General features: G+C 59.9%; 10 protein-coding genes. 5 read left to right on the forward strand and 5 right to left on the reverse strand.

Annotation, left to right across the window (positions count from 1 at the left end; genetic code table 11):
• Nucleotides 1-49 precede the first annotated feature (49 nt).
• The gene (locus tag L0U81_RS00070) at nucleotides 50-919 is read left to right on the forward strand and encodes a helix-turn-helix transcriptional regulator (RefSeq protein ID WP_233799578.1); all 870 of its coding nucleotides are present in this window, start codon (nucleotides 50-52) and stop codon (nucleotides 917-919) included.
• 12 nt (nucleotides 920-931) lie between these two features.
• On the opposite strand, the gene L0U81_RS00075 is transcribed toward L0U81_RS00070, so the two are convergent.
• Nucleotides 932-1,519 carry a LysE family translocator gene (locus L0U81_RS00075; RefSeq protein WP_233799579.1) on the reverse strand — a complete coding sequence of 196 codons (588 nt, stop codon included), beginning with the start codon at nucleotides 1,517-1,519 and terminating at the stop codon, nucleotides 932-934.
• Nucleotides 1,520-2,171: 652 nt separating this feature from the next.
• Here L0U81_RS00075 and L0U81_RS00080 point away from each other — a divergent pair.
• From L0U81_RS00080 to L0U81_RS00095, 4 genes are all read left to right on the forward strand, one after another.
• Nucleotides 2,172-3,689, forward strand: coding sequence for a sensor domain-containing diguanylate cyclase (locus tag L0U81_RS00080; RefSeq protein ID WP_233799580.1), 1,518 nt, complete (start codon nucleotides 2,172-2,174; stop codon nucleotides 3,687-3,689).
• A gap of 162 nt (nucleotides 3,690-3,851) precedes the next feature.
• Nucleotides 3,852-5,807 carry an acid phosphatase gene (locus tag L0U81_RS00085; RefSeq protein WP_233799581.1) on the forward strand — a complete coding sequence of 652 codons (1,956 nt, stop codon included), beginning with the start codon at nucleotides 3,852-3,854 and terminating at the stop codon, nucleotides 5,805-5,807.
• A 4-nt stretch (nucleotides 5,808-5,811) separates the two neighbouring features.
• On the forward strand, nucleotides 5,812-6,933 hold the full coding sequence (locus tag L0U81_RS00090; protein WP_233799582.1) for a Ca2+-dependent phosphoinositide-specific phospholipase C: 1,122 nt from the start codon (nucleotides 5,812-5,814) through the stop codon (nucleotides 6,931-6,933).
• Between the two features lie 513 nt (nucleotides 6,934-7,446).
• Nucleotides 7,447-7,833, forward strand: coding sequence for a DUF2917 domain-containing protein (locus L0U81_RS00095; RefSeq protein WP_233799583.1), 387 nt, complete (start codon nucleotides 7,447-7,449; stop codon nucleotides 7,831-7,833).
• Nucleotides 7,834-8,802: 969 nt separating this feature from the next.
• Here the strand turns inward: L0U81_RS00095 and L0U81_RS00100 are convergent.
• The 4 genes from L0U81_RS00100 to L0U81_RS00115 form a co-directional block, all read right to left on the reverse strand.
• Nucleotides 8,803-9,309, reverse strand: a complete 507-nt coding sequence (locus tag L0U81_RS00100; RefSeq protein WP_233799584.1) for a hypothetical protein — start codon at nucleotides 9,307-9,309, stop codon at nucleotides 8,803-8,805.
• 103 nt (nucleotides 9,310-9,412) lie between these two features.
• A complete protein-coding gene (locus L0U81_RS00105) occupies nucleotides 9,413-10,612 on the reverse strand; it encodes a GIY-YIG nuclease family protein (RefSeq protein WP_267956863.1) in 1,200 nt (399 codons plus the stop codon).
• Nucleotides 10,613-10,637: 25 nt separating this feature from the next.
• Nucleotides 10,638-12,752, reverse strand: a complete 2,115-nt coding sequence (locus L0U81_RS00110) for a DEAD/DEAH box helicase (RefSeq protein WP_233799586.1) — start codon at nucleotides 12,750-12,752, stop codon at nucleotides 10,638-10,640.
• The gene (locus tag L0U81_RS00115; protein ID WP_233799587.1) at nucleotides 12,749-15,538 is read right to left on the reverse strand and encodes a class I SAM-dependent DNA methyltransferase; all 2,790 of its coding nucleotides are present in this window, start codon (nucleotides 15,536-15,538) and stop codon (nucleotides 12,749-12,751) included. The genes L0U81_RS00110 and L0U81_RS00115 overlap by 4 nt, the downstream gene beginning before the upstream one ends.
• Nucleotides 15,539-15,616: the final 78 nt, after the last annotated feature.

A 15,616-nucleotide genomic window follows, 5' to 3' on the forward strand; every position in this document is an offset into this window, starting at 1 on the left:
GCGAAGTCGGAGACGATAGCGAAGTCGACGGATCAACCGGAGAACGCGCATGAGCGAGACGACCGAAGCGGCAAGCGCAGTGACCAACGCGCGCGCAACGGGCGCGTCCGCGCCGCGCTTCTGGCGCAGCGACGCGCTGCCGTTCATCGAGGCGCGCTCCATCGACGATGGCCGCAAGGTCTGCTACGCCAAGCATTCGCACGAAACCTTTTCGATCGGCGCGGTGACGGGCGGCCGCAGCGTGTATCTGAATCGGCATGCGCGGGAATGGATAGGCGCGGGCGCCGTCGTGATGATGAACCCCGACGATGTGCACGCGTGCAATCCGGTTGCCGGTGAGCGCTGGTCGTATCGGATGCTGCACGTCGACGTCGCGTGGTTCACGAAACTGCAGCACGAGCTCGGCTTGAACGAGAATCACGCGTTTCGCGCGTTCTCGCAGATCATGACGCTCGACGCCGCGTTGTTCGACGGCCTGAACCGGCTGTGCGCGATTCTCACCAACGACAACGATCTCGACGCAGACACGCTGCGTAAGGAAAGCGCGGCCATCACCTTTTTCTCCAATGTGCAGCAAACGCTCAATCCAGCGAGCTTGCCCGTGCGTGACGCGAGCAGCCAGCTCGCGCGCGCCGCGGAGTACATCGCCGAAAACTGCACGCGAGCGCTGAGACTCGACGACGTGTGCCAGGCGGCCGGGCTGTCCGCGTCGCATCTGATACGAGCGTTCAAGCAGCGCTACGGCATGACGCCGCACGCGTATCTGATCAACCGGCGCATCCAGTACAGTCGCGCGCAACTAAGGCGCGGGGCGCTGATTGCGGATGTCGCGCTCGACGCCGGTTTCGCCGATCAGGCGCATTTGCAGCGCACCTTCAAACGGCTGGTGGCAGCGACGCCGGGGCAGTACCGCAGGTGAGCGCGAGCCGCATCACTCGGCAAGCAGATACAGCGCACTGAGCGCGAGCAGCGCCGCCATCACGCGATTGAACACCCTGACCCGCTTCGCTTCACGCAGATGCCTGCGCAGAAACGTGCCGGCATAGGCCCAACTCGCGATCGACAGATAACAGATCACGAAGTACAGCGCGGTGAATTGCCAGACGAGCCGGCCATCGCCGCCAGCCGCATACGCGCCCATGCCGGCCAGCGACGCGAGCCACGCCTTCGGATTGAGCCATTGCATCGCCGCGCCGCGCGCGAACGACGGCCCGCGCGCCGGCCTGTCCGCGCCGAGTTGGCCGTTGTCGATGGCGAGTTTGTAGGCCATGTAGAGCAGGAAGCCCACGCCTGCCCATTTCACGATCTCGATCAGATCAGGAAAGCGCGCGAGCAATTCGTGCAGGCCGAGGCCGATCAGAAGCAGCAGCAAGGTGAAACCGATTGTCGCGCCAGTGACGTGCCGCAAACTCGCGGCGAGCCCGTGCTGCGCTCCGGCGCTGAGCGCGACGACGTTGACCGGGCCGGGAGAAATGGAACTGGCGAGCGCGAACGCGGCCATCGAGAGTAATGCAGTCATCGGATGCCTCGAAACGTGAGTGTGCGAATGGATTGCGGCGCTCAACGGTAACGAGACGGCGACAGCATGTATTGAAGGAAATTGCCCAGCCGAAAGGCAGACGCGATGAAGCGATAACAAACGCGCGTTTGAATTTAAAAAATAAATACGCGCAAACGTTACCGAGGAAAACCAATATTTGAATTGTCAGGTAAATTACGCTTATTGAAAAGTATGATATGTCCCTATGAGGCGGGTCGTTATTCCGCCCGATAAACAGTGCGGGGACGCCGCTAACGGACCGCCACCGAGGGGGCCAGCCGCCCGTGACGTTCTTGTCGTGCAGTGCCCTCGGATAAACCCGCGATACAAGACTCGACGACTTACGCGCGAAAAAGCGAATGCATTCAGCGCGCAATGAATGCTTGGCATCAGTATCAATAGACCGGTCCGTCTCTTCTGGAAACGATCGGTCGAATGGATTAAAGGGAGTGCATGTGGGTCCCCGTGTGAGCAGGCAGAAGATTGCGGACGAATTGAACGAGCTGTGTCTCGCGTTATTCGACGGCTGGTGCAAGTGCAAATGCGTGATTCCGCTTCTTCTGTCTCAACAGACCGGAAGCGTAGTGCGCACTTCGACAAACTAACTCCCGCCGTTGGAAACGCAGAGCACATGATCCACAAAAGAACGGGCCGGCTTCGCGTGCCGATCGCATGGGCGCGCAGATGGCGGATGCGGCGCGATGGCGTCATCTACGCGGGATGCGGCGTGGTGCTGGCGATGCTCGCGCTGTGCGGCTATTCGCTGTATCAGAGCCGCGAGGATGCGATAGCGCGCGCGCTCGATTCATCGCGCGATGTCGCGACGATCACTGAGCGCGACATCGCGCGCAATTTCGAGCTGTACGCGGCGTCGCTGCAGGCCGTCGCCGACGGCCTCGGGCGTCCGGGCGTGCTCGATTCGCCGCAATTGCGGCGCGAGATCCTGTTCGATCGCGCGGCCACCGGCCAATACGCCGGCGCGATCGTGGTGATCGACGCGCTGGGCAACGTCGTGATGAATTCGGAAAACGGCGTGCCGCGCGCAGGAAACTTCTCGGATCGCCCGTACTTCAAGATTCATCGCGAGAACCCGGACTTCGGGCTCGATGTCAGCGCGCCGTACAGTTCGAGGCTCAGACCCGGTTCGCGCAGCATTGCGCTGAGCCGGCGACTGTCGCGGCCGGACGGATCATTTGCGGGGATCGTCGCGCTCGGTATCGATCAGGAGTACTTTGCGAGCCTGTTCGCGGATCTGCGGCTCGGGCAGCATGGCTCGGTGTCGATCATCAGAACGGACGGCACGATCATCTTGCGCCGGCCCGATGATCGACACGATACCGGGCGCGACATTAGCAAGACGGAGTTCTTCCAGCACCTGCTCGCGAAAGACGAGGGCAGCTTTATCGCGTCTTCGCCGCTCGATGACGACGAGCGGCTTTACTCGTTCAGACGGATTTCGAAATTGCCGCTGATCGTGCTGGTCGCCGAGTCGACCGCCGATATCTATGCAGGCTGGTGGAACCGCGCGCTCACGATCGGCTCGCTGATGCTGATCTTCGGGATCGGCATGATCGTGCTGGCGGCACGGCTCGGCGCCGAGTTGAGGCGACGGCGGCGGGTGGAGCACGAACTCGAACGGCTTGCCGGCACGGACGGACTCACCGGCCTGCCCAATCGCCGCGCGCTGTGCGAAACGCTAGACCGCGAATGGCTGCGCGCGCGCCGCACCGGCAGCGTGTTGTCGCTGCTGTTCGTCGATATCGATCACTTCAAGGTTTACAACGATACGTATGGCCACCAGGCCGGCGATGTCGCGCTGACCGAGGTCGCGCGCTGCATCCGCAGGGTCATCCTGCGGCCGGGCGATTGCGTCGGCCGATACGGCGGTGAGGAGTTCGTCGTGGTGCTGCCGGATACCGATGTGGCCGGTGCCGGGGTCGTCGGCGAGAAGATCCGCGCGGCGATCGGCGAGCTGGGCATTGCGCATGCGGGCTGCGAGTTTGGTCGCGTGACGGCCAGCATCGGCGCGACTACGTGGTGGCCGGATCTGGAGACGGATGTGAGCGTGGTGATCCGGGCTGCGGACGAGGCGTTGTATACGGCGAAGGCGGGGGGAAGAAATATGGTCGTGCAGATGGGGGTGGGGTGAGCGTTCGCTCCTGATTGCCTGCGCTGGATGGCGCACTGATGGAGCAGGCGACGCAATTTACACGAAGCTATTTTTAACGATCGCGAAATATATTCGTAATTCTCGAGTAACAAATTGTAACGACAATCTGTCGCCACTAACCACGACGACGGAGTTGCCTGCATGCCCGCTTCTCTCATCCGTTTCCCGCTGCGCCTCGCGGTGCTTTCGAGCGTTGCCGTACTGGCCGCCTGCGGAGGCGGGAATATCGATAGCAATACGAGCGCGGCCATTCCGGCGCCCCCCGCCGACCCCGGCTTTGTCGACAACGCGCCGATTCCCGACGTGCCCGCCTTCATCGACAACATCGCGACCAACCAGCGCGGCGACGCCCGCTACGCCACGCTCGAAACGAATGCCGGCGTGCGCGTGGTGGCGCGTTTCCTCGACCTCTGGCAGCCGCTTACGATGCTCGTGGACGCCGGCGTTTCCGCGCCTGCAAACGGTACGTTCCCCGCGGTCGCGCAGTCGACGTGGACGGGGGTGCCCACCGACGGCACGCCCAATGGCACGATCCTGAACAGCACCGTGCTCAACGCGAACATCCAGTACGTCGTGACCGCAACCACCCAGCGTACCCAGGCGCAGGCCGACGCGGCCTACTATGACGACCGCCGCGGCAAGGGCTACAGCGTCACCGACGGCATGGGGCCGCTCACCACGGCGTGGCGCTCGGCAGCGCAGCAAATCACGAGCATCACGTCGATTCCCGCGAACGCGACCACGACGCTCTACAGCGACTCGGGCAACAACACCGGCGTGGGAAGCACGAGCAACGCGACCTTCGGCAAGGTGGTCGACCTGCTCAACACGATGGGCAACAACGCCTCCACCGAGCCCGCCAAGCGCTTTTACAAATACGCGCGGCCGTTCCGCTGGAGCACGAGCGTCGTGGTCGATCCCACGCTCGTGCCGGCCATCAGCACGACGCCTGCGACCGATGGCGGCTTCATTAGCGGTCACGAAGCCGAAGCCATGCGCGACGCGATGACGATGGCCTACCTCGTTCCCGAGCGTTACCAGGAAATGGCGAGCCGCGGCCTCGAACTTGGCGAGAACCGCATCCTCGCGGGCATGCATTCGCCGCTCGACGTGATTGGCGGACGCCTGTTCGCCCTCGCTGCGACGGCCGCGAATCTCTATGACCCCGCGAACGCCACGCTCAAGAGCGCAGCCTACGCGCAGGCGCACAACGCGCTCGAGCAGGCCACCGGCACGGACGCGACAACCTTCGCGGCCTACGCGCATTCGGCGACGACCACGACCGACCGCTTCGCCGACTACTCGACCAACAAGTCGGAATTCGCGCGCCGCATGACGTTCGGGTTCGGCCAGATTGAATCGACCGAAGCGCCGCCCGTCGTGCCCAAGGGTGCCGAGGTGCTGCTCGAAACGCGTTTCCCCTACCTGAGCGCCGATCAGCGCCGCGTCGTGCTCAAGACGACGGAAGTCGCTTCGGGCTATCCGGTCATGGACGATGCCGAAGGTTGGGGCCGCCTGAACATGTTTAGCGCAGCCGATGGTTATGGCGCTTTCAACGGCAACGTGATCGTTTCGATGGACGCGACGCAGGGCGGATTCAACGCCGCTGATGCCTGGCGCAACGACATTGCCGGTTCGGGCAAGCTCACGCTGCAAGGCAGCGGCACGCTCACGCTCGCGGGCAACAACAGCTACACGGGCGGCTCGCAGGTGAGCGGCGGCGTGCTTGCCGCTTCGTCGGCCACGGCCTTCGGTAACGGCGACGTCTACGTTGGCTCGGGCGGCGGTTTGACCGTAGCGACGAGCGCACCGTTGACGATCACGGGCAAGTACACGCAGCTCGACGGCACGACGCTCGAACTCGATATCGACGGCAACGGCGGCGGACGCCTGCGCGTGGGTGGCCAGCTCACCGTGGCGGGCGGCACGCTGCACGTGAAGTTCGTGAACGGCTACGCGCCCAAGGCCGGCGACACGATCGACGTGATCGACGGCAGCGGCGCATCGGTGAAGTTCGCGACGGTCACGGTGGATGGTTTCAAGGCCACGCCGGTTTATTCCTCGACCGGCGTTTCAATAAAACTGTCGGCGTCGTAACGCTATGAAGCAAGGCCCGGACCTGAAGGTCCGGGACGCCATCACGTATCCCACGCAGCGACTTCACAGACGGAGAACCCGGATGAGCTTTCTTGAATGGCTGAACCGCCTGCGTAGCACATGCTGCGTCGTTATCTGTGGACTTGTCTTTGCAAGCCCCGCCTACGCGCTGGATATCGAATACACGTCGACCAGCAAGCTCAACAACGTGACGCTGGCCGGGTCACACAATACCTACGACAAGAAAAGCGATTTCGAGTACATCTTCGATGCACTGGACAAGGTACAGGTCATCGAACTCGACGTATGGGCTGCGGCAGGCAAGTGGTACGTGTCGCACAGCGATCCGCTGGGCAACAACAATAATTGCCCGAAGAGCGGTCAATCTGGCGCCGACCGCAATCAGGACCTGCGCTCGTGCATCGACAGCCTACGCACCTGGCACGACAGCCATCCGCAACACGAACTCGTGATCGTCAAGATGGAATTCAAGGCGGGCCTGCTCAACTCGGCGGCCAGCCTGGACGATCTCATCAGCGACATTTCGGGCGGCGGCGCCGGCGCGCGCATTCCCGCCTCGTGGATTTTCAAGCCGTCCGACCTGATGTGCTTCAACCCACCGGCCTGCACGAGCCACTATGCCAACCCCGAAGATGCTGCGCTTGCCGCCAACTGGCCTACGCTGGAGTCGCTGCGCGGCAAATTCATGTTCATGATGGTGCCCGGCACGGTGCTCGACAGCGGTCCGCGGACTTACGCTGCCGCCCTTCGTAGCGGGCAGGCGCAGATCGTGTTTCCGGCTGTCTTCGCCAACGCGAATACTGGCTCAGCGGACCCGCGCATTTCGTATTACAGCGGCAGCGATGCAGCCAGCCGCGCATGGGACGTGTTGTTCGACATGCAGTCGGGCGTGTCAGATGCGGGCAGCGTACCCGCAAGCGTGACAAGTTGGATGGCGCAGAACAACTTCCTCATCTGTGTCAGCGATTCGACTCCCGGTGGGTCGCCGGTCGACGTGGCGGCAGGCCGGACTCGCTTGCGCTTACTCAGCCAGCAGTATCGTGCGAACGTCATCGACACCGACCAGGAAACCACGGACATTCCGTTCGCGTTTGACCGCCCTTGAGCCGCGTCATCTTGCGGAAGGCCTCTCGTATTTGAGCCTGCTTGAACGGGGTGACATTGTTTTGCCATGCTTCGTCCATTGGCAATGGTGGCGTGCCGCCCATGCCATACCGAGTCGCCATTTTCCCGGGCAAAGGAAGCTCTTTAAAAGTGCTATTTGGTTGTTCCTCAAGCGTTGTCGCCTGCTTTCGCGAACGTGTAAGTGACAAGAACTCTGTGCATTCTGGACCGGGGCGAATCGCCGGATATCGCAGTGTTCAATGTGCCCAACGAGTCCCGAGAAATTTTTATTGACATGCAGTTCCATGCCGTAGACACTTGAACGCATGAACACGTCCACTTTTGTCGCAATTGCGATTAATAACCCAATGAACGCCCATACGGGTGCGTCACTGGGGGCATGTGTGCGTTAGAAATTCGCAAGAACGCAAGTCACAAGGCCTCGCCGGAAACGGATGGGGCCTTTTTCTTTTGGTGGCACCTCCGTCAGCCGGTTCATTTGACGGAGATAAAAATGGATGAAGCAAGCCAGCAGTTTGTTAGTCCCCAGTTGTCCAAAAGAAAGTCGTACGAACCGATTGGGCTTCCGCGAATAGCGATTCATCTGGCCGTGCCGGTCGGAACGACTATTACATGGCGAGCACGTGCCGATTCGGAAGTAAGAGTATGTGAATCGCGCATTTGGCTGACCCGAGTTGGGTCGCCCTACGATTACTGGATGCAGCCCGGGGACATACTTCGCCTGAAGCATGGCGAGCGCATCTGGATCAGCGCGGATGGCGATATGCCTACCGAGGTATCGATAACGACCGAATACGCAGTGCGTCGTGACATCGTCTATCGATGGATCGTTCGCCTGAAAGTACTCATATTCGGTGCAAGTGCGATTCGCACGGAATGATGTAAAGACGTTTTTCTGTCTGCCCAACATGGAAGGAATGTGTGGACGTGGGATACGCACCCTGGACAGCCAGAGTCCTTATTGAATAAGGGCGAGTCCGGGGTGTTCGACGTGTCCGGGGAAAATTCGGCAGACTGTTTCGCAAGACGGATATCTTCAATCGAGGAGCCGACACGGAACCCCTGAAAAGTTGCCTGACGGACGAACAGAAAAAGGAACAGGAAACTAAAGACGCCGCCATTGGCATGGTCGTCGCGGCATTCTGCGCGTTTCTGTTTTGGGGCATCGGCGATTTAGGCCCACGCGCACTCACCGGCATCGTCCGCGATTCAGACGGTCTTTCCGTTGACCGAATCCGGTTACACGGTGATTACATGACGCCCAAAAGCAAAAAGCCCGGTCGCAATGACCGGGCTAAGTGCTTGATGTCTTTGGTGGGGCGTGAGTGACTCGAACACTCGACCTACGGATTAAGAGTCCCGCTTCCTGCAAATAGGTAGAAATTAAAGCGCAGTCAAATCAATGACTTGCATCGGTAGCCGCCCTTCAACCGGCTGCGCTTCTCGCCCTATTTAGGGCAATTTTTGCCTACTTTGGTCAAGTTTTGGTCAAGGTGCCTTGTTGCGCCTTCCCACCATACGTAGGAGATGGCTAATGCTGCCCGATTTCGAAACAGTCGAGGAGTTTTCTGTTGATTCCGAGGTTGCTGACACCACGGTCAAGGTCCGATTGCGTCGGCAGACTAATCACAGGCCGACCCGGTACAGCCGTGGCCCGTACTGACTTGATTTACAGGTCGGTAGTGTGCATGTTCCGCACTATTGCGTGGACGAACGATTCGCCCGCGAGGCTGCCCTCCGATTTCTTCTTGAGCACGTCGAGGGCATTGCGCCGCCGAGGCATTGATCCGGGCTGAGTAGCTCGCCTATTAACGCCGCAGGTCCCGGTCGACGGCATCACGAGAACAAATTAGGTCGGCCCGAGAAGCGGAGACCACGAAATAAGCGTCGAGTTGACGACGATGACCATCAAGAGAAGCGCCCCCCAAATGAGGGGGCGCAAAAAAGGAAATTTTCCGTCCTCGATGTACGCACGTATACCCGCCGTGATGGCCCACCCTCCCGCAAATGTCTGCATGACAACCATGGAGTAACGGAAGGTGATCCAATTTTTTATCAGCACCGGTAACAAAGCCAACCCAGCAAGCACCAGAAGCTTTGCGCCTATCCTGAAATTTGTCTGCTGATCGACGATAATTGCCAGTACAGTCTTCGCATCAGGACCTGTTGGCATTTCAATCGGAAAGACCGGACGGCCCATGATCAAGGCTGCCAAAATGGCAGTGGCTGCGGCGAAATAGGCCATCATGTCAGGAAGCTCGACGCTGTACGAAAAGACGCTGACGATCGGCAAAGCGAGCAACGCCCCAACCCCGTATATGTATCTGTCGGCTTCCTTGCGCAGCATGACCTTCATCGCTGACTCTCTGTTGTGTAATCTTTGATTGACTATTCGAAGACTGTGTTCGAGCCTGCGGCGCGTGTCGAGCTGGCTTGAGCGTTCATACGGTGCATCGACCTTACCGCGCGACTAGGTTGCCGGTCGCGCGGTCGTACACCTTGCCGACGATCGTGCCGTCGAGGATGCCGCGTACCGCTTCGTCGATGACGGACAGTGGCACCAGAAACCATTCCTGCGGATGCACCGGCTTGCCGTACCGCGGCGGCAGGGCCATATCGAACTGGGCGTTGGCAAAAATCTTGTGGAGCAGGCCTTCGACCTTCGCTCGATTCACGCCGGCGAGCTTGTACGTGGCCACGACCTCAACTGGGGCACATAGGTAGGTCGGGTCGTTCTCGGCGTCGGCGATGCGGGTCTCGACCTTACCGCCGGTCACGCCAATCTTGTGAATGACCTGACGGTGCTGGGCGATGAGCGGCTCGTCGGACAGGCTGCGCAGAACGTAGATCGTGCCGCTCTGCGCATCGCGGTCTTCCCACTCGCCGCTGAACAGCGAACCGACCTCGATCTTACGCAGGCGGCGTGGCGCGTCGTCGCGGTAGAGCGCCTTTTGGAACGAACGCATTAGCAGATCGTTTTCGGTCGCGTTGTCGTAGATAACGCGCAACCGCGCGTCTTGGCGGTCGGCTACTGACGTCTTGATTTCATCGCCCTTCTGGGCGATGTAGGCGATCTGCCCGTTTATGATGAAGAAGTTGCCCTGCTGAATGTTTTCCAGCTTGATTTCGGAGTCTCGGGCGAATGGCAGAGACTCCCAGCTGCCGTTCCTCAACCCGTCCTTGGCCTCGTCGAACAGCGGCTTGTATCGGTCGAAGTCCTCGCACGGTGTGCGGTTGGCGACGTCCTCGGCAACGGCCTTTTCGGCGCGGGACTTTACGTGCCGGAGCACCGTGATGTCGTCCTCGGCCGGTGCTTCGTTGGCGTCGATGCCGAGTTCGGCGAGCAAGTCGTCGTCGCCCAGCTTGTCCGGATCGACATAGACCGCGCCTGCCGGTTGAACCAGCAAGCCCTGCGTATCAAGACCGACCAGCAGTGACCGAGCTTCGGGAACAAGACGCAGGCGATCCAGGCGGACGGCGTAGAGGCGCTCGAAGATGTCCAGACCCTCGCCGTGACGCGGCGGGTGACCGCACTGCTCGACGAAGCGCTGGATTTCCTCGAAGCCGGCGATGACCCGTTCTTCCTGTGCGGTGCGGCCACCCTCAACTGCGAGTTCGACTTCGACGCCCAACTGTTCGAGCAGGTCGTCGTCCGACAGGTCGGTCGATGCAGGTTTGGCTTTCTTACTCACGGCCGTTGGCTTCCTTCTTCATTTCGGCTTTCTTGAAACTGGCGAGTGCCGCAATGCCTTCGGCCATGCGCTTCTCCCATGGATCGGGCGAATTGATGTCGGGCAGGCGGCCGCGCTCCTGCTTGAAGACTAGCGCGCGCTTCGCAAGCTCACGGGCTTCCTCGATTGGGATGTTGACCTTCCGGGCCGCGATGACCGACTGCACCTGGCGCAGCGTCTTCTCGTCCATGGCCTTGGCCAGGATCGCATAGGCCGCGTCAAATGGGTTGATCCGGTCGATCAGGTCGATGTCGAGGTCGCGCACGTTCATGGCGATTTGCTTGATACCTTGGATCAGCGCCAGGTTGGCACGCGGCGTATCGTCGCCGCCTTCGCCGCCTTCCGGCAGCTCGACCTGCTTGGCCTGCTGGGTGAACGCCAAGGCGGCGACCGCGTATTGGCGGACGGCCTCCTGGTCGTCCTCTTCGAGGTGCGGATAGCGCTCGCGGACGATCTTGCCCATCTGCATGATTGTCAGCTCCTCGGGAATGGTGCCTTCATTGTCGAACAGGCCACGCTCCAAGGTTTTGCGGTCCTGGACGAAGGCCGCCAGCACCTCATTGATGTCTTCCTTGCAGATGCGGGCCGCTTCTTCCGATCTGGGTTCGACCAGGCCCTTGATTTCGACGTGTACGCGTCCGTCTTCGGGGTTCACGCCGATGTTGAGCTGGCCTTCCTGGTAGCCGTCGGGGCCGTAGTCGAAGCCATCGATCTTGCCCTTGTTCTTGGGCGTGAACTCGAAGCGGGGCGTCAATACCTGTTCCATCAACAGGCTCGCGGCGATCGCCTTCAACGTATCGTTGATGGCGTCGGCGACCATATCTTCGGACGCGTCGGGTTCGGCAATCAGATTCGTGAAGCGGGCAGTTTCCTTGCCCGGCGCATCGCGGGTGGCGCGGCCGATGATCTGCACGATTTCCGTCAAGCTGTTCCGGTACCCAACTGTCAGAGCGTGCTCGCACCAGATCCAGTCGAAACCTTCCTTGGCCATTCCCAGCGCGATGATGACGTCGACGTGATCGCGGTTGTTCTTCTGAGCGGGGTCCTTCAACGCCGACAGGACGGTCGAACGCTGATCGCCGTCGTCCACCAAGTCCGCCACCTTGATGATGCGCTCATCGGGCCGTTTGATCCGGTGGAAGCCGGTCACTGGGTCGGTGCCTTCCCAGTGGCCGAGGTTGGCCATGATCTCCTCTACTTCCTTGTGCTTGTCTTTCAGGCTCTCGCGCGAATTGACATTCGGGATGTGCACGATCGTTTTGAGCGACGGGTCGAGCACCTTCATGATCGCGTCCAGATAACGGCCGGTGTAGAAGAAATAGCCAATTTCCAGGGACTTCAGATACTCGTAGCCGTTGAGCTGCTCGTAGTAGGTGTAGGTGACCGTCTCGAACCGCGCTTCGTCGTCGGGCGACAGTACCGCTTCCGCGTCACCACGGAAGTAGGAGCCGGTCATTGCAACCAAGTGCGCGTTGTCGTGCGCGATCAGGTCGGCCACCTGGCTACCTAGGATGTTGCTTTCCTTGTTGCTGCTGATGTGGTGGAACTCGTCGACCGCGATCAGGCGGTCGTCGAAGGCTGCGATACCCAAGTCCTGAACAGCGAAACGGAAGGTGGCGTGCGTGCAAACCAGGACCTTATCGTCGCTTGCCAGGAACTCGCCCACGGCCTTGACCTTGGAGTGTGCGACCTTGACGTCATCGGCCCCCGGCGCATTGCACAGGTTCCATTGTGGTTTGACTACCCAATCGGCCCAGAACCCATACTCGGTCAGCGGCTCGTCGGCAAAGCTTCCGCCGATCGAACGCTCGGGCACCACGATCAGCGCCTGTTTGATGTTCTGGTTGTGCAGCTTGTCGAGCGCGATGAACATCAGTGCACGGGACTTGCCGGACGCCGGCGGCGATTTGATCAACAGGTACTGCTCGCCGCGCTTGGCGTACGCCCGTGCTTGCATCGGGCGCATTCCCAATGCATCGGATTTGCTCGAAACACCGGTACGTGCCGTTTTGATGGAGACGGCGGGCAGAGTGTAGTTGTTCGTGGGGGTGGTATCCGGGGTGCTCATAGCGCGGCCTTCCGTGCTCGCATGGTCGTTTTCTTGGCTGGCTTCACTTCGGCCGCCGTCATCTTCGTATACAGATCGAACAACTTTTCAAGGCGCTCGGTGTCGTTGCGGAACCGGCGGCCAATATAGATGCGCTCCAGCACTTCGTCGTTGCGCTCGTGGGCACGACGCAGATCCTCCGGCATATTGTCCGGATCGTACAGGTCTGCGATTGTGGCCGGATAGTGCGCTTCGCGGGCGAGCAGGATGTCCTCGGCGCAGGTGGTCAGATCAACCTTATTCTGCTCGGTAAGTAGCGGCATAGGAAAGGTGTTCCAGCCAAGTAAGTTTGAATAGCGAATATCCGTTTTCAGCCTTCCACATACTGTGGAAATCCACACATGATGCAATCTACTACTAATAATCGCCAGCTCGTGCTCAAGCCCGCCAACTATTTGCATATGTGGCGCTATCACGAGATCATCTTCGCCTAGCAAACCCGCCGTAACATATTCTCGCCGCTCGGAGAGTATTTGAGGCACAAATATTTTTCTTGCCCTGAAGTGCCTCCGCTCGGAGAAATACATCGGGGTGGCGCTTAGCTTACGCGTCGCTTCGCGGTTGCTGGCAGCACGGTAAGCGCGGACTCGCTGAAAGACGTCCCCAAATTCCGCCAGTTGAGCGTCGGACAATTCGGTCTCTTCATCAATGTACATGCTTCTTCGCACAATTCCCCTGATGAATTCCGCACCACCTACAGCTATTCGGAAAATGCGCTCGTTGTCCGGATTGATGCGAATACTCGACCGATATTCCTCGCCGGAGAACGTAAATTCACCATTGTCATTGGACATGCTCCCGTAGTTCATGGCAGAAAGCGTCGATAGCGGGGTCTTGCGTTTTGAAACAACAATATCCTGCATTGGAACAAGGTAAGGCCCAATGTTCCCAACACTACGCCGAGATTCAGCATCGTATATGTACCGATCGGATCGAACGCCATCGCGCGCACAGCCGACGATACAGCAAGTGACACCAGCATTATTGGCCGCATTGTTCGACCACATGAAGCTGGCGTGGCACCAATAGATCTTTAGTGAGTGGCGAGAGAGAATGTGTAGAACTATTTCAGCCTGTTCACCTTGAAATAGACTGGAGGTCGTCACAAATGAAAAGGCGCATTTCTCAAGTCCGCTGACATACTGGGCTGCTTTTAGGAGCCAGCAGCCAACGTAATCCAAATTTCCAGAATTTACGCCCTCGTTCTTAAATAGCTCAGCTATATCGTCCTTCTGCTCTTTCGTCTGATACTTTGTTCCCACGTATGGCGGATTACCGCCGATATACGTCTCGCCACCCTCGTTATCGAAGTCGATTTCCGCCTGATTGAGCGGTGTGCCAAACAAATCATCCGCAGCCACCTTCACGCCCGTGCCCGAGAGCGGGCAGATGCTCAACCAATCCAGCCGCAACGCGTTGCCGCACACGATCCAGTTTTGTGCATCCAGCGGCAGGAATTCCGCCAGCGCGTCTTTTTGCCCGCGATAGAGAACATCGCACTGGAACTCGGCAATGATGAGCGCCAGTCGTGCAATTTCTGCTGGGAAGTCGCGCAGCTCGATGCCCCGGAAATTAGTCAGTGGTATCTCGCTGCCCAGATGCGGTTCGCCCCGGCGGCGGTTTATTTCCGCCTCGATCTCACGCATCTGCTTGTAGGCGATGACGAGGAAGTTGCCCGAGCCGCAGGCTGGGTCGAACATCCGGATACGTGCCATGCGCTTACGCAGGTTCAGTAGCTTGGCCCTATTGTCGCCGGCCGCTTCCAGCTGGGCACGCAGGTCGTCCAAGAACAGCGGGTTGAGCACCTTGAGGATGTTCGGCACGCTGGTGTAGTGCATGCCGAGGGCGCCACGCTCCTCGTCGTCGGCGACAGCCTGGATCATCGAGCCAAAGATGTCTGGGTTGATTTCGTGCCACTTGAGTTGACCGGCGTGGAGCAGGTAGGTGCGGGCGATGCGCGTGAAACGGGGCACCTCGATGCCTCCGCCGAAAAGGCCGCCGTTGACGTAAGGGAAGCGGTCGGCCCACGCCGGGATCTTGGCTTCGACGCGGGCGTTGCCCTTGGTCGGCACGTTCATTGCCTCGAATATGGTGCGGATCACCTCGTGCGTGTTCGCCGACGTCGTTTCGCTCATCTGGTCGACCGTCCTCGTGAACAGACCGGAACCATCAAAGATGCCCGTATCCTCGGCGAAGAAGCAGAAGATCAACCGCGCCATGAAGTGGTTCATGTCGTGCCGGCGGTCCTCCTTGGACCACTCCGGATTTTCGCGCAGCAGTTCTAGGTAGAGCTTGTTCAGGCGGCCGGTCGCACGGATGTCGATCGCGCTGTCCTTGATTTCCTTGATCGTCGAAATACCGGCCAGCGGCAGAAAAAAGCCGAAGTGGCTCGCGAACTTCGGGTAGTCGCAGGCCAGCGTTTCGCCCGTAATGATTTCCTCGGCTTCCAAACTCTCGCCGTCGGTGGCCAGGACGAACTTGACCTTGCCCTTGGCGGTTTCTGGACTCGCGCGCAGGGCACTCAAGGTCGCGCCGACGTGACCCGGCTTCGCCACGGCTAGGTGGATGTTATTGCGTTGCAGTACACCACCGGGCAGGTCGGATTTGTTCGTGTCGCCTTTACGCAGGCGGGCGATCGTGGTGTCCTTGTTTCCGAAGGCTGCCAGGAAGGCGAAGGGGAATTCGGTGACGTCAAAGGGGGCGTCGGCCAGCTCGGAGACGGCGACTTCGATTTCGACTGCGTTCATGTGTGCGGTTCATGGGGAATTCGTTCGCCAGGTTGGCATTATGCCAACGCTAGCGTGGCCCTGCTAAGAGAGGCGTTG

This window comes from Paraburkholderia sp. HP33-1 (genome assembly GCF_021390595.1).
Classification (GTDB): Bacteria; Pseudomonadota; Gammaproteobacteria; order Burkholderiales; family Burkholderiaceae; genus Paraburkholderia.